Annotated in this window: 14 protein-coding genes and 1 pseudogene; 6 read left to right on the forward strand and 9 right to left on the reverse strand. The window is 43.6% G+C overall.

Going from position 1 to position 20,306, the window contains the following annotated elements; translation table 11 throughout:
• Positions 1-206: 206 nt before the first annotated feature.
• Both HWQ23_RS20415 and HWQ23_RS20420 read right to left on the reverse strand, forming a co-directional pair.
• Positions 207-653, reverse strand: coding sequence for a hypothetical protein (locus tag HWQ23_RS20415; RefSeq protein ID WP_292831937.1), 447 nt, complete (start codon positions 651-653; stop codon positions 207-209).
• A 156-nt stretch (positions 654-809) separates the two neighbouring features.
• Positions 810-3,848 carry a zinc-dependent metalloprotease gene (locus tag HWQ23_RS20420; RefSeq protein WP_292831940.1) on the reverse strand — a complete coding sequence of 1,013 codons (3,039 nt, stop codon included), beginning with the start codon at positions 3,846-3,848 and terminating at the stop codon, positions 810-812.
• Between the two features lie 532 nt (positions 3,849-4,380).
• Here HWQ23_RS20420 and HWQ23_RS20425 point away from each other — a divergent pair.
• Positions 4,381-6,156, forward strand: coding sequence for a pentapeptide repeat-containing protein (locus HWQ23_RS20425; RefSeq protein ID WP_292831943.1), 1,776 nt, complete (start codon positions 4,381-4,383; stop codon positions 6,154-6,156).
• A 117-nt stretch (positions 6,157-6,273) separates the two neighbouring features.
• Here HWQ23_RS20425 and HWQ23_RS20430 read toward each other — a convergent pair whose 3' ends face one another.
• A complete protein-coding gene (locus tag HWQ23_RS20430; RefSeq protein ID WP_292831946.1) occupies positions 6,274-6,468 on the reverse strand; it encodes a hypothetical protein in 195 nt (64 codons plus the stop codon).
• A 222-nt stretch (positions 6,469-6,690) separates the two neighbouring features.
• Between HWQ23_RS20430 and HWQ23_RS20435 the strand changes: the two genes are divergently transcribed.
• A complete protein-coding gene (locus tag HWQ23_RS20435; RefSeq protein WP_292831949.1) occupies positions 6,691-7,761 on the forward strand; it encodes an LOG family protein in 1,071 nt (356 codons plus the stop codon).
• A 56-nt stretch (positions 7,762-7,817) separates the two neighbouring features.
• Here the strand turns inward: HWQ23_RS20435 and HWQ23_RS20440 are convergent, their stop codons facing one another.
• Positions 7,818-8,240 carry a lysozyme inhibitor LprI family protein gene (locus HWQ23_RS20440; protein WP_292831952.1) on the reverse strand — a complete coding sequence of 141 codons (423 nt, stop codon included), beginning with the start codon at positions 8,238-8,240 and terminating at the stop codon, positions 7,818-7,820.
• A 190-nt stretch (positions 8,241-8,430) separates the two neighbouring features.
• On the opposite strand from HWQ23_RS20440, the gene HWQ23_RS20445 reads away from it, so the two are divergent.
• On the forward strand, positions 8,431-9,429 hold the full coding sequence (locus HWQ23_RS20445) for a YegS/Rv2252/BmrU family lipid kinase (RefSeq protein WP_292831955.1): 999 nt from the start codon (positions 8,431-8,433) through the stop codon (positions 9,427-9,429).
• Positions 9,430-9,453: 24 nt separating this feature from the next.
• Positions 9,454-11,016: a metallophosphoesterase family protein gene (locus HWQ23_RS20450; RefSeq protein ID WP_292831958.1), complete on the forward strand. Its 1,563-nt coding sequence runs from the start codon at positions 9,454-9,456 to the stop codon at positions 11,014-11,016.
• A 261-nt stretch (positions 11,017-11,277) separates the two neighbouring features.
• Here the strand turns inward: HWQ23_RS20450 and HWQ23_RS20455 are convergent, their stop codons facing one another.
• From HWQ23_RS20455 to HWQ23_RS20470, 4 genes are all read right to left on the reverse strand, one after another.
• Entirely contained in the window at positions 11,278-11,685 is a 408-nt protein-coding gene (locus tag HWQ23_RS20455) for a hypothetical protein (RefSeq protein WP_292831961.1), read from the reverse strand.
• Between the two features lie 379 nt (positions 11,686-12,064).
• Positions 12,065-12,499 (reverse strand): CAAD domain-containing protein, encoded by a 435-nt coding sequence (locus tag HWQ23_RS20460; RefSeq protein WP_292831964.1) that lies wholly within the window; start codon positions 12,497-12,499, stop codon positions 12,065-12,067.
• Between the two features lie 188 nt (positions 12,500-12,687).
• Entirely contained in the window at positions 12,688-13,149 is a 462-nt protein-coding gene (locus tag HWQ23_RS20465; protein ID WP_292831991.1) for a BON domain-containing protein, read from the reverse strand.
• A gap of 145 nt (positions 13,150-13,294) precedes the next feature.
• Entirely contained in the window at positions 13,295-14,632 is a 1,338-nt protein-coding gene (locus HWQ23_RS20470; RefSeq protein WP_292831967.1) for a histidine kinase, read from the reverse strand.
• Between the two features lie 399 nt (positions 14,633-15,031).
• On the opposite strand from HWQ23_RS20470, the gene HWQ23_RS20475 reads away from it, so the two are divergent.
• Positions 15,032-18,148, forward strand: a complete 3,117-nt coding sequence (locus HWQ23_RS20475) for an MFS transporter (RefSeq protein WP_292831970.1) — start codon at positions 15,032-15,034, stop codon at positions 18,146-18,148.
• A 761-nt stretch (positions 18,149-18,909) separates the two neighbouring features.
• A complete protein-coding gene (locus HWQ23_RS20480) occupies positions 18,910-19,743 on the forward strand; it encodes a calcium-binding protein (RefSeq protein ID WP_292831973.1) in 834 nt (277 codons plus the stop codon).
• Between the two features lie 420 nt (positions 19,744-20,163).
• Here HWQ23_RS20480 and HWQ23_RS20485 read toward each other — a convergent pair.
• Positions 20,164-20,256 (reverse strand): annotated as a pseudogene (locus HWQ23_RS20485) (LysR family transcriptional regulator); the annotation flags it as partial.
• Positions 20,257-20,306: the final 50 nt, after the last annotated feature.

Below are 20,306 nucleotides of genomic sequence, written 5' to 3' on the forward strand. Positions count from 1 at the left end.
TTGTCTCTTCAAGTAGCTCGTGACTTTATTCTAGAACAGCTAGCACAAGAGATAGCCTTAAATACACATAGTCAAATTCTTGTCAATGCGTAAGTTCTGGCACTGTACAAATTCTTCTCAAACATCCTCTTAGATCGCTCCGGTTACGAGGTAGACCGCTCCGGTTACGAGGTAGATCGCTCCGGTTACGAGGTAGACCGCTCCGGTTACAAGATAGACCGCTCCGGTGCTGTTAATCTTGCCGCATCTGCATACTTTGTATCAGAAGTTGTGTAATTAGAATGAAATTGCTTTATGTACTGGAGCGAGAAATATGTTGCTAGCCCTTCTTCCAAAACAGTTCCAAAACCGAAAACAACAGGATCGAGAAGGTGAACAGATTCATGGGCTAGCTGAAACAAGGCTTGAACTGGATCTTCTTTTGCTGAGAGGTCAAGCTGAATTACAATATGCTCACAGTCTCCTGGGAACCATGTTTGAGGGCCGCTATCACAAAACTCAATTCCTAGAATCGTCCAAGAGCGATCGCGCTTACCAAACTGTGCCTCAATGTCCGAAATCATCTCACCCAAACGAGAGGCAAGAGTCCATGTGTATCCATCGCCGGATGGCAACGGATAAGCTATTACCAAAGAATCTTTAACAGTTGCCAAACAATAAACCTCTTGCTTGCAGTTTAATTATTTATTATGTTGCCCTCAGCATTTAACTATCTAACTGGTGGGATAAACTTTTTTGTCAGCCTGTATGGGCATTCTAAATATATTTTTTGCCAAAGAGACGCGATTAATCGCGTCTCTACAACTTTTTTAATTCGCTTGCAAGGGCGCATTCAACACTTTCTCAATGCGATCGCGCGTTTCTAGTAAGTGCGCTTTGGTGTATTCATCTTCGGAATTAACCTCTTTAAGTTTCTCATCTAGTTGCTTGAGTTTATACCAAGCCAGAGTACGAGCATCTTCTGGAACAGATTGTTTTCGCAACACCATAGCACTCAAGATGCCCAGGTATTGCCGCTGTAAGCCTCGCCGCAAACTGGAAATCTTTATTGATTTACCTTTTGGTTTGATTACTTCTGTCCAAATATCTGACTGTAAAGTGTCAAATAGTTCCGGCAGAGTCAGCGCTTTTCCCTGTTGAGTTTTGAGTTCAATATCCTTGAGGCGTTCGAGGCGATCGCTTGAGAGTAAATCCCGCAAAACGGAACCCTGCAAGAACAGCACCAAATCATGAATTGGATAATCCAAACGGCCAACTCGCGGAGAACTACCCCAATGTCGCCAACGGGAAGGTACTAATTTATTCAGTAGTTCTGGTGAAAAACTCAGGGCATCCTCTGCAAACACATACTTTTGCAGCGTCTCTAAAGCTTGGCGTTGTTGTTCAACTGGTACTGGTTCAAAGGGTAATCGATGTTGACGGACTCCAGAGACGTTATCCTCAGATATCTCGCTAGGGTGAATGCGATAGAAAGACTGTCCCCCAATGTATTTTGTGGTGTAATATATTTGCTGGAAATAGTTACCCAATACTGTGCTAAAACGTTCGCTCACATCGGTGTAACTATCACTAGGCACTGGGAAACGCTTATCCAGACGTTCCCACATCAGCCGCGAATTATTCAACTGCCACTGAGAATAAAGCAGCACATTACTGCTGTTATCCCAAGCATTGGCTGTGGGGTCAAGGTCATAGACATCTTCATCTGTGGAATAACTCAACTCTGGCTTATCGGATTGTGCAGCAATTTTCTCCAAAATTGGCTTTTCTGCGATCGGGGTTGATGCCTGAATTGGTGTGTAGCCGTACTTAATCGCCCATTCATCATAAGGCCCGACCATACTGGGAAAATAATCTCCCTGCTTTGTACCTTGAGGAGCGATATTTGGGGGAATGTAGTCCATCACAGAAGTTGTCAGACCTTTAGTTTTGGTAATTTCCGTATTATTCATCTCCTGTGGTGCTAGCAGTGTACTACCACGGAAGTTATGGCGTAAACCAAGAGTATGACCAACTTCGTGAGCGATGATTAAACGTATATATTGATTGATATATTCTTTCACCTGGTCTGGAGTGGCCATGCTATCAGGCAGCAGTGACATTGCCAGTGAACCAAAAGCAAGCTGGTTAGAAGCTTCCATCCCATAGCATAAATCGTACTCGCCGGCCATTTTCGATAAACGACTCAACAACTGCTGTTGCCCTTCCATTTGCTGAGGGGCATCATTGTTTTTGGCATCTAAACCATTGGCGCAAAGTAGACGATCTTGCATCAAAGCTGATAGAGTGGTGCGATTATTTTCTGTTTGGCTGGGTTGCACCATTTGGCGATACTCATTCTTAAGTCTCCGCACAAAGCTAGCATCTACGAGAATGTGTGCATCCAAAATTTCCCCAGTCAATGGGTTAACGCGGGATGGCCCCATTGCAAAATAACCATCGACTGTGTTGATCCAGCGAATCGTGTTGTAACGAATATCTGCTGAGTCCCATGTGGCATTATCGGGCATTTGGCGGACTTCAATTGCATCTTTGAATCCCGCTTTCAGAAAAGCTTTGTTCCACATCAGTACCCCTTGTTTCATCGCATCGCGGTACTCTAAAGGCACAGCGTTATCAATCCAGAAGACAATCGGTTTTTTCGGGGGAGAAATTACAGCTTTCGGGTCTTGTTTTTCCAAATGCCAGCGATTGATGTAGCGGACAAAAGAATCGCCGCCATCGTCTTTGGATAAATCTTGGTAGGCGGTGATGAAATAGCCGATGCGATCGTCAGCAAGGCGCGGTCGATAATCTTGATCTGGTAGTTGGGAGAGACTGTAGTGGACGCGCAGGGTAAAGCCACGCTTGTCAGGTAGCGACGCAAAGCTTGGTATTTGACTCTCCTGGCCAGCGCCAGCAGAGAAATTCAAAACTGACTCAACTTCTAAGTTTTGGGGAAAAGCTTTAGCAGTACCAAAATAGGACTGGACTGTGCTTCTTGGTACTCCTAAACTTACAGATAATCCAGCCAAGTCTGTCAGTAACAAATCGCCCAAGTCGATGAGAATAGTTTTGCGTTTTGGATGAATGCTTTTAATCGGAATGGTGTAGAGAACAGAATCACTAAAAGACCGGGCTAGCGATCGCGCCTGGGGATCTCCCTCACGAGTGCGAAAATTTACATTGCGAATCACAAAGTTTAATTTATCATCCACCCGTTGGAAATAAAACAAAAAATCTTGCAAAGGCATACCGCTATAAATGCCCCGTTCCCCAATGCCCGATTCCAGGGTTGTTGTAGCTAGGTAATTTTTATTAAGTTGCTCTGGCTTAATTTCTAAATAAATTTTATTCTTTTCTTTACGGCGATAAAGGGTGAACAATCCCCCTAACTTTTGGGTGTCTTTGATTACTCCGTCAAACGGCTCTAAACCTTCCTTTGCTGGTGGTTTAGCACTATAATTAGGCTTTGTATTCGGTTTTTCTGAGGGTTTAGCAACTTGCAAAAATGGTTGCTCTCCTGCTTTTTTAAGGTCTTTTACTACCCAAATAAACGGTTGAGGCTGTCCCTGTTTATTTTGATTAACTACCCAAACTTGCCCTGAAGGTAGCCTCTGTTTCTGGGGGATATCGATATTCTTTAGTGATAAGGCTGATATTTTAGTTGAAGAAGTTTCTGTCGTTAACTGACTATTAGATTTCTCTCCACTTCTGGCCGTAACCACGGCTTCTACAACCCGTACAGCCTTATGGTTGGCTGAAAAATCTGGATCAACTCTATTTACAGACGGGGACTTGGCGCTAGCCGTTGCTATTCCGAAAAACAAACCATGTAACAAAATCATATAAAAGGTTAATTTGTCCATCGCATCCATTCCCTCATAACTATCCCTAGTTAATTTTTAAGTTTTGCAAAGCCAGGCAGCCTGCCTTCTGCCGATTCTCTTCGCTGCTTTAGATGAAACAGCAAACTTTAGACTTCAATTCTAGTTGCAATTTTTCCGGTTTGTTGGGCTGTTTTAGTGTAGGATTTTTCCTAACAGTTGCCTCTCGAACAAACAGTAAGTATTATTCTTAGATCAGACTAGTAAATTTATTGGGCAAAAACTATAACAAACTAGCGAAAACCGGAAAATTACTTGATTTGGGAAAGGATTTTTAAGCTAACACTTTATTTACATCAGCAGAAAAAGTTTGAAGCTACTACAGGTTAGGGAGAAGCCGCCCTCCAGGAACGCCGTCATTATAGCCCATCGTAGAGATGAACAACGCATGAGATTTTTCGTGTAGTATTTATTGATACTATTAATTTTTGGAAATGAGAAACAAACTAGCATAGAAAAACTTTTAAGTCAGGATGATCAAAATAGTAATTTAAATGTAACAACGGGCACAGAAATGTCAACATATTTATCTCAAGTCTGGCAGCTGCTGAGAAATTATGTGAGGGATATTGGGTTGCAAGAGATGCCAAAGACCACATCGCCAGAAACCGAAGCAGTTTTACCTCCAGTAAAAAGTATTAAAGAACCAGACAAAAGCCTTAAATTTGCTCAAGATAATTTGCAGTCAGATTTATGGTTTGAAAGACTGCAAGAAAGCTTAGAAAAATGGACAATATCAAGGAGCGGTTTGGCTTCTAAGATGGGCGATCGCACATTGGATACAGTACTACTACCCTCTGGGTTTGGTTTTAGAGTGTGCGATCGCCAGATGCATGAAGAGATTTATGATTTACTAGGCAATGGTGCCCTGAAACTAGAAATAGTCAACCAAGTAATGAAATTGGTTGTAACGAGTCAAAAAATTCGCCCAGAACTGCTTTTCTGGCGGCTAGAAGATTTTTATCGTCGCTGGTGTCAGGGAGAATTTATCGATGGGGCACCAGATGAGAACCTGCCTCAGAAAACAAAGTTAAAGCTAGCGGCACAAAATATTGCGATCGGGTTGAGACAGGTTGACATATATACAGGGCTAAACGTACTGATTTTACTCTTAGAGTTACACCGCTACGCCCAAGAGCAAGATGAACTCAAACAAAAAATCACCTTCTATCCATCTTCTCAACCGGACATAGATAATTTTTTTACATCTCAACTGCTGCGGATCATCAACTATAGCGATGCCCTGGAAATTGGCAACTTTAGCAGTATAGTCGGGCAATTTCTCAAACGCGGCAACTTTCGGAGTGCTTACCTGGGCGATGCCAACCTCACCGGGGCAGACTTTAGCGGTGCTGATCTGAGCCAAGCTTACCTTGGCGATGCCAACTTAATCGGCGTAAACTTCAGCGATGCCAACCTTAGCGGTGCTAACCTCGGTGATGCCAACCTTAGCGGTGCCAACCTTAGCGGTGCCAACCTTAGCGGTGCCGACCTCAGTAGCACCAACCTTAGTGGTGCTAACCTTAGCTGTGCCAATCTTAGCCGCGCCGACATCAACCGCGCCGACCTTAGTAGTACCAACCTCAACCGCGCCAACCTTAGCTACGCCGACCTTAACCGCGCCGACCTCAGCAGCACCAACCTTAGCCATGCTGACCTAAGTAACGCCATCCTTTTCGGTGCAAATCTAAGTGAAGCCAACCTCAGCAGCGTCAGCCTTAGCTATGCCGACCTCTGCCGCGCCGACCTCAGTGGTGCTGATTTGAGTCACGCCATCCTCAATGGTACTAATCTCAGTGACACAATTCTTTTTAGTACCAACTTTAGTGATGCCATCCTCATCGCCGCCGACCTCAGCTATGCCAAACTTAACGGTGCCAAGCTTAACAATGCCAGACTTAACGGTGCAATGTTCTTAGGTGCCGACCTTAGCGGCGTAGACCTGAGTCGCGTGATTCTCAACGAAGCCGACCTCAGCGGCGTGATTCTCAGCGACGCCGACCTCACTGGTGCCGACCTCACCGACGCTATCCTGTTTGGTACAGACCTCAGTTATGCCAACCTTAACAGTGCTAACCTCAGTGGCAGTAACCTCAGTGGTGCTATCCTGAATGGCGCGGATCTCAGTCACAGCAATCTCAGCTATGCCATTCTGGGTGGTGCTGACCTCAGCGACGCCAATATGGAAAAAATGACCTGGGGTAAAAAGCAGCAGTGGGAAGATGTCCGGGGATTAGAGACAGCAGTTAATGTGCCGGAGGCGTTGAAGGAAGAACTGGGATTGAATTGAGATCAGGGGGATGAGGGGGATGAGGGGAAAGGTAAGCTAAAACACATCTAAGAAAGCATATTAAAATTTTCTCAATATCTTGTGGGGTGGGCATCTTGCCCGCCCTGGTTATGCAACTTAAATGCCGATTAGCTTAAAACCCAAGCTTTGAACACGACTTTCCGAGTTGCGAACACCAACTTCCGAGTTGCGAACACGACTTTCCGAGTTGCGAACACGCCTTTTTGAGTTGCGAACACCAACTTCCGAGTTGTAAACACCAACTTCCAAGTTCTGAACACCAACTTTCAAGTTCCGAACACGGCTTTCCAAGTTCTGAACACCAACTTCCGAGTTGCGAACACGACTTTGGGAGTTCTGAACACGACTTTGCGAGTTCCAATCTCAAAAGATGGGGATGTGAGCTTGAGTAGTCACGAATACTACCTCAAAACCAGTTTTGAGTATGCTAACTCTACATTAGAGAGCTATATCTCGCTTGCTAGAGTGTGAGTCCTTCACGTAAAATATAATGCCATTGTTGCGGCAGTTCTCATGACCTCATCTGCGTCGTTTGACACATTAGAGTCTTTACAGGCGGATATCGCTGAATTAATCGCTCGTTTACCGACATTAAAAAATCGGCAATTTATTCAGCAAGCACTAGCGACTATTGTTCGTCTAGCTGATAGTGAAATTGAGCGTCTCGATTGGAAAATATTGTCGGCTGCATTAGCAGATATGGAGCGCGGTTTCGAGCTTTTTTATGATTACCGACACGTTCGCAAAGTCACGATCTTCGGTTCTGCTCGTTTAGCGCCAGATACGCCAGAGTACCAAATGGCCCTTGAGTTTGCCCGCGCTGTTTCTCAATTAGGATTTATGGTGATGACCGGCGGCGGCGGTGGAATCATGCAGGCAGGTCATGAAGGTGCTGGGCGAGAAAATTCCTTTGGATTAAACATTCAGTTACCCTTTGAACAGCAAGCAAACCCGTTTATAGAAGGTGATTCCAAGCTAATTCACTTCAAATATTTCTTTACGCGCAAGCTGTTTCTCCTTAAAGAAAGTGATGCTGTAGCCTTATTTCCGGGAGGCTTTGGCACTCAAGATGAAGCTTTTGAATGTATGACATTAACCCAGAATGGTAAATTTGGCCCAGTACCTGTAGTTTTAATCGATCACCCTGGTGGCGATTACTGGCGGTCTTGGAGCGAATATATTGATAAGCAACTCGTGCAAAATGGTCTTGTCAGTCCTGACGACCCCAGCCTTTACACGGTGACAGACGACTTGGATGTGGCTTGCAACGCTATCACCCGTTTTTACCAGGTTTATCACTCCTGTCGATATGTTAGCGATAAGTTAGTCATCCGCCTGAAGACAGATATATCAGAGGCTCTGGTAGAGCAACTCAATGTTGATTTCAGCGACATTATTATTCAAGGAAGGATTGAAAAAAGTCAGGCATTACCTCAAGAAGCACAAGATGAAACTGTTGGACTACCCCGGCTTATTTTGTACTTCAATCAGCGCGACTTGGGGCGCTTGTATCAGATGATTGCCATAATTAACCAGATGGGTACTCCTTCACCAGAGGATGCAGCGCATCCAGAAAGAAAGTAGCTAATGAACTACCTCTAGCTGGCTTTGCCTGAGCTAGAGGTTTCTACATCAAAAAATTAAGGGTCAGATTTGAGATATTCCTGTAATTGTTGGGTACGCAATTTTGTGGTATTTTCCAGACAACCAAAATAAATGGTCGGACTAATACTTCCTCCCTGATATCTGCTTCTTTCAAACTCACAATTGGTATCTCGAAACTTGATCCATGCTAGCTGTGCAGCAATCAATTTCTGTTTCCTAGAGCTTTCTAAGGTAGATAGCAATTGTTGATAAACTCGATTCAGTTTTTTATCCGCATTTTGATAAGATAACTTCGTGCATTCATTGATTGCTGCTTGAGTTTGAGAATTATTGCAGTTGAGCTTTTGAACTAAGCGCATCTCAGGTAAATTAGGCGTTGTGCCTGCTATTGTCATACTGGGGGTATCTAAACTGCTGAGAGTTAGCATACTTGCCAAAACTAGTAATAATTGACGCATGGAAAAATTTGTATTGTTTAAGTATGGAAAAAAGATACGAAAATATCTATCAGCATTGGTATGTTCCGACGTAGAAAACTTCTAAACTTCTTGCAAAAGGTAAACCAGCCGCCAGAAGGAAGTCGAAATTTCACAAGAATGCTATAAAGAATTTGGTATTTTAGTGATCTAAGTTTAGCTTTTATATTTTATGAATCGTTCCGCCTGCCTCATCTTTAATCCAGTTGCGGGTCAGGGTGACCCAGATTTAGAACTGGCAGAAATTCGGGCAATATTAGAGCCAGATATTGACCTAGATATTTATCTGACAACTGAAAAAGTTGATGCTGACGAACTGGCATATGCAGCAGTAGCAAGGGGAGTAGATGCAATCATTGCTTCGGGGGGAGATGGCACCCTCTCAGCGGCAGCGGCGGCTGTAGTGGGTACTGGGATTCCATTTGGGATCATTTCTCGAGGAACAGCAAACGCTTTTGCCACAGCTTTAGGAATTCCTGACACGATCGCAGCTGCATGTCAGACAATTTTACAGGAAGGAATCCGCAATGTAGACGTAGCCTATTGCAACGATCGCCCAATGGTACTCTTAGCAGGTATTGGCTTTGAGGCTGAAACTGTAGAATTGGCAGACCGGGAAGCAAAAAATCGCTTTGGGATGATGGCCTACGTTTTGGCAGGAATCCAGCAACTGAGAAGCTTAAAAAATTTTGATGTTGAAATTGAAACTGAAGACAAAATAATTAAAACTAGTGCCTGTGCAGTAACAGTAGCAAATGCCGCGCCTCCCACTTCCGTCTTGGCTCAGGGCCCAGCAGGTCTGATTTATGATGATGGGTTACTAGATTTAACGATTGTAGCTCCAGCTAACAGGGCAGGAGCGATCGCAGCGACATTTCATCTATTCCAAACAGCTTCTACAGGTAACGCCGCAGAACGAAATGATATTGGCTTCCTGCGAGCCAAACAATTTAAAATTACGACTAAGCCACCACAAAAGGTTGTTGTAGATGGTGAAATAGTGGGTACAACACCAGTAGAAATTAAGTGTGTTCCAGCAGGTTTGAGAATTTTTGTGCCATTAGTAGAAGAAGTTGAGCCTACGGAAAAACTAGAGGGACTCCCTAACCTGACTATTGAGATCAAAGACACAGTAGAAGAAGCAGGGGAGGGAGAGGAGGCAGATTCCTAATACAAAATTCAGGAGTAGCTTGCATTGAAACTTGTATCTGATCCAGCGATCGCTAACAAAATTCGTAAAATGAATCAGCGGGTACGGTGGCAAGATCCGTTAATTGTGGAACGGGACATCGACCAAACTCGGCTGGTGTTGGAGGATGGTCAAACAGACAATTGTGAGTTCTCATTTTTAGTTGTAGGTGATAGTGGTTCCGGCAAGCACCGGGGACACAATCCCCAGCGACAGGTGGCTGAACTGATGCTGCCTCATCACAATGAATGCCGTTTTATGCTGCATACCGGGGATGTGATCTATTTAGTGGGGTCGAGTGAATACTACCAGCAGAACTTCATCGAGCCTTACCGAGAGTTTATCTTAGGCGGAGAACATCCCAAACGGATTGCCTATGATCAGATGATTTTTAAGCTGCCCATTTTACCTGTACTCGGAAATCACGATTACTATAACTTGCCGATTTTATTGAGCTTGGCATCTCTGACAACATTACCTCTTCGTCGCCTGTTGCGATCGCGGTTAGACTTAGATGTGGGCTTGCATGGTTCAGGAACGGGTGAAGCCTACGCACGCGCATTTCTGGACTATCTTCAGGCATTTCAGCTTCCAGGAGAGTTAAATGATCATTTAGATCAGTACTACACAGCCAAGACAGATACAGGTCATTGTCTTAGCTATCAACCTGGACACTTCACTCGCCTTCCGAATCGCTACTACACTTTTCGCTATGGCGGTATTGATTTCTTTGCCTTGGATTCTAATACATTTAACGATCCACCGCCCCTGCCTAAAACAAAACAAGGTAACGCCGATCGCAAAATCTTAGAAAAACGGCGTGAAGATTTAGAGCAAGAAAAGCTGGAAATCATTGAAACCTCAGCCAAGCTTCGTCCAGAAAACCCCAGCGAAGCCGACCAATTAGACGACTTCCACGCCAAGCTGTCACAAATTGAAGAAATTATTGTTGATATCGATAAGCAACTAGCCACGAATAAAACAACGCTGACTGATATTGAACAACTAGACTGGCTCAAGCAAAAATTAATTGAATCTTGGAATAATTCTGAAGTTCGCGGAAGGGTGATTTATTTCCATCATCCTCCCTATGTAACTGAAGCGACAAAGTGGCAACAAGGACAAACTCTGATCATTCGCGATCGCCTCCGTGCTGTGCTGGATGCGGTAGCTAAAGAAATAGGTTCCCTAACTCAGGGGCGTCCTTTGGTTGATTTGGTATTAAACGGTCACGCGCACTGCTTGGAACACCTGGAAACAATGGATACGGGACACGCTGATTCTCATATCCACTGGATTGTTTGTGGCGGTAGCGGGTTTAGTTTGCGACGCCAGCGAATTGAGGGTGCAGATTTGATCGAGACTTTTGGAAATGAAAATAGATTAGTGGCGCGATCGCATCTCTTCATTGGTCGCAACGGTCAAGGTTTTCAGAAGCGACGACCTTATTCAGGTTTACGTATTGACGTTAAAGGCGATGGACAGCCTAAGTTTATTGTCCGTCCTTTGGTTGCCGAATGGCATCAGCGAAAATGGCATAATAGTGAACTTGAGCCACTGATTATCTAGTAATATACTTCTCGAACTATTAGCCCATACATATAAGTAGAGACGCGATTAATCGCGTCTCTACAAACCACCTATTTCGCCTTCTTATATCATGTCAGCTTGATTGCTTATTAAACCCGAAGAACCCCACCCCGCCAAAGCTGTGCTTTGTCTCCCCTCCCCGCAGGCGGGGAGGGGTTGGGGGTGGGGTTCTTTTATTATGGGTAATTTGGCGGACATGATATTACGTGTAATTGCACCCACCAAAATGATCGCTGTTAATTAAATTATTCCTGGGCCTCTACCGCGACTGTCACCCTTTTCTGTTAACTTGCCTTCCTCGTCCTGATTAACTTCTCCGAGTTCTTCAACACGTTGTGCCTTCTCTTCTGCTGCTTGTTTGCGTGCATCACCCGGTTCTTCGTAATACATTTCCGGTTCTACAGCATAGTTATTCAACAAACCTTCTTTGTCCACAGTATAGCCGTCAGTAGTGCGTATACTACCTGGATCGGTTTGGTCATCCGTAGGTGCATCTGCCTCCCTTTCTTCTGTAGGGATTGTTTTGTACAGATTTCCCTCTCTTTCCATTCTAGCAGCTGTTTCAGCTGGGATAATACCGCGATCGTATGTATCTGTTTCAGTTCGATCGGATGAATCTATATCTCTATTAACTGGTTCATTAGCCATAATTTATGTCCTCGTTAAAGAATGTATTAAATAACTTCAAAAACTAGATTAGGCTTTTTTTCATCTTGGAGCAACTATCTTGAGAAGTGATCTAAAATTAAATATAATGTTGTCTCCTCTATCTTTTGATGTATCCAAAAGACTAATCTAACGTCTGATCAAATACTTATAATTGACGTTCATTCAGTAAAACAAGGGTTTCATCCGAAGGCTGACACTGACACTGTTTCACTTTTAAAATTGTACAAATACGTTGGTAGGGGCACAGCATTGCTGTGCCCCTACGACAAATCTATATTTATCAGGGTTTCTGTAAAAAGCCCCTTGTTAAAGGTAGCCAAACTTCCAACACTGTGTACCAATTTAATGGTTTAGGAATTTATTCCCCCAGTAATTGATTTTTCAGTGATTGAATTTCATCGCCTAATTCTTGCCGAGTAGAAGCATTCAGTAGATAACGGAAAATAAACCAACTGGCGTAACTAATTCCAACTAACTCAAAGAGCGGTGATAGTAGGGGAATATGATTGATTGCATCCAGTACTGCTAATACTACCTTAGCTGTAACAATCGCCGCCAAAATTAAACCAACGGTGATTAAAGGCTGCTTATAGTCCCTAAAAAAGCGACTTAAGTATTCGGGCAGTTGCTCCAAAAATTGAGTAATTTGTCTGCTAATTTGCTGCCATTGAGATTCAGGTTCAGGTGCTGGTGATAACCTTGGCAAGTTTGTAGTATCTCTACCTTCAAGTGCTAGCGTACCTTGTGATAAGGAAGCATTGACGGATTCATTTTGCTGTTGTTCGGTTTCCATAATTTTTATTTTCGCTGACTACAAAGAACTTGTATAACTCAACTGAGCATCAATAAATATAATTATTAAGGTCGTCAGTTGTCAATTCTTATTGGTCAGTAATAAGTATAACTGACCAATAAGATTGAGCAGGGGGCATCTTAATTTATTTCTGCCTATCTACTCACTTGGATTTGTTGTTAGCTGCCTTATGGTTTTGCTGCGGCAACAGTTGCTTTAAGAACTACACTTTTGACACCTTTAATTTGTTTAGCTAAAGGTTCAATTTTAGCCAACTCCTTTTGATTGCTCACAGTTCCTGCAACAGTTACAGTCCCATTGTCTGCGGCCTCAACTGTTAGTTGACTCTTGGGTATGTTAACCTCCAACTTGGAGCGAACTTCACTTGCTAAATCACCTTTGGCTCGTTGTGTATCGCCACCAGTGGTATTATTGCGCTGTTCACGGGCGCGAATATCAGAATTAGCTTGGTTTCTGCGAACTTGACTTTGTGCGTCTTGTTGAGAAGCTTGTGTTGTTTTTGCGGTCGGTGCTTGCGGAGCTTCGCTAGGATTATTGGGTGCAGATTCACTTGTTTTAGAAGCGTTATCACAAGCAGCAACACCAAAAACTAAAAGGCCACTAATTAAGAAAGGAGTTAGCTTTTGCATATATTGAATCAATTCGGAATCGGAAAGTGAAATTTGTTGATATTTACGGCAGAAGTGAGAAGCAAGTTCTTTTGCCAGGAGCAAAGTTTTCAAATTCTTGCTCCTGCAATTTTGGGGAATTAGTCTGAGTGACAACTACCTTAGCTTAGAGTGTTTCATCACGACGGTCAACAATGACTACGGCAGGATCGTCTCTATGAAGCTCTGTTGAGTAATTGGGGCGATCGCTATTTGTAACTGGTGTGCTGCGATCCGTTGCTCTGTTTGAACCTAGTGGATGTGCGCCTAGATCAGTGGCATCATAGATAGCAAATTCTTCAATACCTCGACGTTTGAGAATAGCTTCAGCTTGGCGGATTTCAGCTTCCGTACCATCGATAATTACTAAGTAGTCGCCTTTTTTGAAGCGATCGCCATAAACTCGCGCCTTATCTTCAGGAATTCCCAAGCCAACGAGTCCGCCAACAATACTCCCAGCTGCTGCACCGAGCGCACCCCCAGCTGCTGTTGTCGCTAAGGCTGTTGCTACTGCGCCACCTGCAATCACAGGCCCGACTCCAGGAATCGCTAAAGTCCCCAGACCAACTAATAAGCCGGTCAAGCCGCCTAGAACACCGCCTGTGGCTGCTCCAGTTTTTACGCCATCGTCTGCTTTATTACCTGTACCGACGCTTTTATCTACATCTACACCAGCGATCCCTTGACCGTTTGTATCTTTGGCAATGATGGAGATTGTACTTAAGGGAAAACCCGCATCTCGTAATTCTGTAAGTGCTGCTTCTGCATCTCGACGATGAGAAAATACCCCAATTGCGCGTCTAGCAACACCGCTATCAGCCACAGTACCAGTTGCGACATAATCAGTGCCAGTCGCAACGGGAGCCACATAACCAGTACCAGTCGCAACTGGAGCTACATAACCAGTGGTTGCATTTGTAGCATCTGGGTTGTCGTAAATGCCAAACTCTTCCACACCCTGACGATTTAAAATTTCTTCTGCTCTAGCGATTTCTGTATCTGTGCCATCGATGATCACTAAATAGTGCCCTCGTTTTACGCGTTCGTCGTAAACTCTGGCTCGTTCTTCGGGAATTCCTAAACCAACCAATGCGCCAAGCAAACTACCAGCTACTGCACCAATACCAGCTCCAGCAAGAGTGGTAGCTAAGGTTGTCGCTGCGGCTCCAGCCAGCATGATTGGCCCGATTCCCGGAATTGCCAAAGTGCCAAGACCGACTAATAAGCCAGTCAATCCGCCCAAAGCACCACCTGTAGCTGCTCCGACTCTAGCGCCATCGTCAGATTTATCACCGACGCGATCGCGCACATCAGCCCCAGCAATATCATCTTTGTCTCCATCCTCCGTAATTACAGAGACTCTGTTCATGTCAAAGCCGACATTTTTTAATTCATGTAGGGCATGTTCAACATCTCGACGATTAGAAAATACACCAACACCACGTTTATGTACACCTACAACCATTATCTTTTCTCCTCAACAAAAATCAATTAGTCACTATATTTATAGCTCGTCATAACTCCCATTTAGACATATTTCCGTTTATTTTTCATCAATCGTTCGGAAGAAGTTTTTTCTCTATCATTAGACATAGGTTTTTTTATCTAAAGGAAAATTATTAAAAAATCTGAAGGAATTATTAAATAAATTAGGGGTTTATAAAAATTTAGATAATAACTATTTTGTTTATCAAACTTTTGTTTAACAAATAACATAATCTTATTTATTTGTTTTTGTAAAATACGACTTTTGGTAAACAAAGTTATTACTTAAGAAAGTGTCAGGCTATCTCACTGATAATTAAACTGAAAAGTAAGCCATTTTATCAATGGATATTTAATTGAGTACAAGAGAGAAAATCTTATGTTTCAAGGTCTTTTAACTATTTGGGGATGGAACTGGCCGCCTTTTGGATTAGCGCCGATAACTTTAGCTCAGGAAGTACTAACTCCAGAAGAAGCATCAGTTCTTTTTTCCGGCCCTAAATTCTTGGTAGCATTGCTGGCTGGGGTTTTGATGGCATTTGCCTTTCAATTGTTATTGACAAACCTTTCAGTAGCAGTCGGAATTACATCTTGGGAAATTGACTCAGATTCTGATGATGAAAGTTTGGGTAGTAATATTCGTGAAGTTCAAGCCAAAGTTGGTGCTTGGGCGTTGATAACCGCTAGCATTGCATTATTTAGTGCTTGTTTTCTTGCGGTAAAACTTAGCTTAATCGAAAGTGAATCTCTAGGTGCAATTATCGGTGTAGTCATCTGGTCTACCTATTTCTCACTAGTAATTTGGTTGGGTTCATCGGCGGTAGGTTCTTTAATTGGTTCTATCGCTAATACTGTAACTTCTGGTTTTCAAGCTCTGATCGGTACAGCAACTGCTGGTATCGGTGCTAATACTGCGAAAAAACAGTTAGTTTCTACTGCTGAAGATATTACAGCCGCAGTCCGGCGGGAATTAACTTCAGGTTTTGATCCTGAAGGTATTAGAAATACGCTCCAAAGTTCCTTAGGTTCTCTGCAATTACCAAAGCTGGATATCAAAGAAATTCGTAATCAATTTGACCAGCTTCTTAAAGATACAGATTTGCAATCTGTTGCTAACAGCGACCTATTGCAAAACATTAACCGCCAAACATTTGTTGATTTAGTCAGCAGTCGCACAGATTTATCTCAAGAAGATATCAATCGCATTTCTGACCAATTTCAAGGCGCTTGGGAACAAGCTTTGAATCGCCAAAATCCCACAGAACAAGTAATTAATATACTCAAGTCTGCTACTCCTGAAGAACTGAATTCAGACCAATTAGGTGAACGGCTTCAACAACTGGTTACAGTCGGAGGTGGTAATGGCAATGGTCTGATTAAACAAGCTATTCAATATGGGTTGAGCGCGGCTGCACCAGCAGTGCTTGGTGGCGTAAATCTTTCCAATATCGATGTGAACAAAATTATAACTCAGTTGCAAAAGCTGAAAGAAAAAGTTCAAGATGTCGATGTCGAGCAAATCACAGAACAATTCCAAAAGTTCAGAAAGGAAGCAACTAAGGAAGTATCTGCAAAATTACCAATATCACTCGAAAACACGATTAAGGCAGATGTAGAAGAATACATATTGAATTCATTTCCTTGGCACTTTAACCGAATTACGCTAGTAGATGAATTTAAAGAAGTCATCTATGACGTAAATGCAGATCCGGCAACTGTGAGACGAGAGTTGGAAGAACTCAATCAAGAATATTTTAGCACCTTGTTAGAGCAACGGGGTGATATTAGTGAAGCCAGGGTGAAAGAAATCGCCGCACAAATGGAAAGCGATCGCCTGGAAGTTTTAGAAACTGTTAAACAGGCTCAAGCAGAAGAAAAAGGGCAAGATTTCCGCAGCCGCATCGAAGATTATCTGCGTTCGACGGGGAAAGATGAACTCAATCCTGAAGGTATTGAACGGGACTTTGGTAAGTTGCTGGAAGATCCAGAAGCTGGTTTTGAAGATTTAACTAGCCGCTTCGGGCAATTTGACCGCGATACTTTTGTACAATTGCTTCAACAGCGTCAAGATATCAGCGAAGAGGAAGCTAATAATATTGTTAGTCAACTCGAACGCAACCGCGATAATGTCTTGAATCGTGCTAGAGAATTGCAAGAACAAGCAAAAGCGAAAGCTGATGAACTGCGTCAAAGAGTTGAAGATTATCTGCGGAATACTAACAAAGACGAACTAAATCCCGAAGCAATCAAACGCGAGTTTGGAGTTTTATTAGACGATCCGCAAGCTGGAATTAGCCTTTTGCAATCGCGCCTATCGCAATTTGACCGCGATACACTGGTACAATTGCTCAGTCAGCGTGAAGATTTGAGCGAAGAACAGGTAAACCAAACTCTCGATCAGCTTGAAGCAGTCCGAGATAATATTTTGCAAGTACCGCAACAGGCGAAAGAACAGTATGAAAACACTACAAAAGCGATCGCTGAATATCTCCGCAATACCAACCTAGAAGAACTTGATCCCGAAGGTATCAGAAACGATTTGGAAAAATTACTCAATGATCCCAAAGCCGGAGCATTAGCATTGCGCGATCGCTTGTCTCACGTTGATCGAGAAACTTTGGTTAAACTGGTGAGTCAGCGAGGAGACTTGAGCCAAGAGCAGGTTAATCAGATCATCGATCGCGCCCAAGATGCAATTGGTGATATTGTCAGAGCGCCACGACGTTTAGCCAAGCGTAGTGCTCAACAAGCTTTAGATTTTGAAGCCACTCTTGAACAATACCTGCGTAATACTAATAAAGACGAACTAAATCCCGAAGGAATCAAACGCGATTTGCAATTGCTGCTGTCTTCTCCCCGCGCTGGAATTGGGAATTTAAGCGATCGCGCCTCCAAATTTGACCGTTCGACAATTGTGGCGCTGTTATCTCAACGCGAAGATATCTCAGAAGAGGAAGCTAACCGGATTGTCGATCAAATTGAGTCGGTTCGCACCTCGATTGTTGAACAATTCCAGCAGATTCAGCAAAATGTGCAATCAGTGCTGGATGGAGTTTTTGGCAAAGTTCGCAACTATCTAAATTCCCTGGATCGTTCGGAACTCAACTATGAAGGGATTAAGCAAGACTTTGGGAAAGTCTTCGACGATCCCCAAGCTGGATTTGAAGCATTGCGCGATCGCCTCAGTCAATTTGATCGTGACACCCTAGTTGCTGTGATCAGTTCTCGTGAGGATATTTCTCAGGAGGACGCTAACCGAATCATCGACCAAATAGAAGCGGCGCGGGATGGCGTACTGCAACGAGCCGAACGCATTCAGCAAGAAACCCAAAAACGCCTAAAAGCGATCCAACAGCAAGCTAAAAAGCAAGCCCAAGAAACCAAAAAGACCGTTGCAAGTGCAGCTTGGTGGTTATTTGGCACAGCATTGACTTCCCTTTGCGCCAGTGCGATCGCTGGTGCAGTGGCCGTTAGTGGGATACCTCTACCTCGTTAAAATATTACCCTCATCAAGAATTTTGAGAAAATACAAAGTGGTATTCAGTTTTTACAAAATAAATGAATGCCACTTTTTTTATAAATAAAACAAACTGCTCCCCAAGGTACTATTACGACCTTGTTATTCCGATATAGATTGAAAAACCCTATCTGAGCAAAGATTTCAGATTTTACCCTGGCAAGAGTAAAAAAAAATGGTTAATTATTCTTTCTTATAGATAGAAAAAAGTACGCTTGAGGGTAATATCATGGTCTTGTTATTCTAAATACAGTAAAAACGTCCAAAACCTATGCAATTCCGTAGGAGAAAATCTGCTTATTCCCTAGCAGCCTACTACTGGAACCAGTGAAGACATCAGGCACAAGGATATAAGATGACTCTTGGCACAATCAATATTGATGCCAACATCATCAATACATCCAGTGCTTCTCAAGTCTTCTCAAGTCTTCAGACTTAACAAAACAGGATTCAGGAGTCAGTCGCCAGAATTCTCCAATTGAATTCTGGCGACTGACTCCTCGCTAACGCAACTCTTAGAGACGCTCCGCGAACGCTATCGAGCGTCGGTACTAGTATTACCCGAAGGGTCTTTTTGGTTTCCACGGAGGAGCGATTGGCGTTAGCGTCAGCGACGTTTGGAGCGTCACCCGTACCCGTAGCGTCTCCGACAGGAGAAGGGCGAATGAATAGATGGGAAGTGACGAAGTAATTTTTTTACCCTCAATTTTTTACCCTTTAAGTTCAGGAGAAGTTCATTAATGGCAACCTATAACGGTACTAATTCCGATGACATTATCAACGCTGGCAGCACCAACGATATCCTGAACGGCAATGGCGGTAGCGATGTCCTGAACGGCAATGGCGGCAACGATACCATTAACGGTGGTAGTGGCAGCGATGTCCTTAACGCTGTTGGTGGCAATGATAGCCTCATTGGCGGTAGTGGCGACGATGTGCTTAACGCCGGCAATGGCAGGAATACGCTTATCGGTGGTGATGGCAGCGATGTCCTTAACGCTGGTAATGGCAACGATAGCCTTATCGGTGGATTGGGCGACGATGTGCTTAATGCTGGTGGTGGCAACGATACCCTTATCGGTGATAGTGGCGGCGATGTGCTTAACGGTGATAGTGGCAACGATATCCTCACTGGCGGTAGTGGCGACAATGTGCTTAACGGTGATAGTGGCAACGATATCCTCACTGGCGGTAGTAACAACGATACACTCAATGGCGGTAGTGGGACTGATCGCCTCACTGGAGGATCAGGTAATGATGTTTTCAAGTTCAACTCAGTTTCAGATAGTCTTCCTGTTGGACGGGATCTGATCACTGACTTTGTTGGAAACGGTAAATCGCCAGGCGACCGAATCGATGTATCTAGCATTGACGCCAATTCCACTAGAGAGGGCGACCAAACCTTTACTTTCATTGGGGCTGGCGCATTCTCCGCACCCGGTCAGATCCGTTATTCAGGAGGTATTCTCCAAGCGAACACTGATGCGAATCTGTCGGCTAACTTTGAGGTTCGGCTTATAGGAGCACCACAATTAGTGGCAAGCGACATTATCTTTGTAGATCCTGACGCCTGAATTTTTTTCTGATAATTGAACAGTCGCGGACAGAGGCAAGCTTAAGCTTGCCTCTTCCTTTTAGAGTAGACCTCTTGCAAAAATCCCTAACACCGCACTCCTAAGCGATCGCTCTTAGAAATGTGGTTCTTATTTTTGATTTATGCAAGAGGTTTAAACCTCACCCCTAACCCCTCTCCTTAATAAGGAGAGGGGAGATAAAGCAGAGCTTTATCGGGGTGAGGTTAAGCGCTATAGCAACAGAAGCACATCTGAAGAAATAGAGAATTACCAATGTTTGCTCATGCCAATACTGCTCGGTTAAGGGAAATTGTAAGTTGGGTAGAGCCTAAGCGTTACCCAACAAATCTCGGTAAATGTTGGGTTTGGTTCCTCAACCCAACCTACATTAACGTAAGTTTTTAGCTTAACTGCCTCTTAGGGCGGTTGAGCGATGTGAAGTCGCTCTGCGGCTTTACTAAAGTGTAGTTCCTCAGCTACAGCAATGAAGTAGCGCAGGTGTCGCAGTTCCATAGTTTTGATATTTTATAAGTCTCAAATATTCATAAATATATATTGGACAT

The organism is Nostoc sp. JL33 (assembly GCF_017114985.1).
In the GTDB taxonomy this organism is placed as follows: Bacteria; Cyanobacteriota; Cyanobacteriia; order Cyanobacteriales; family Nostocaceae; genus Nostoc.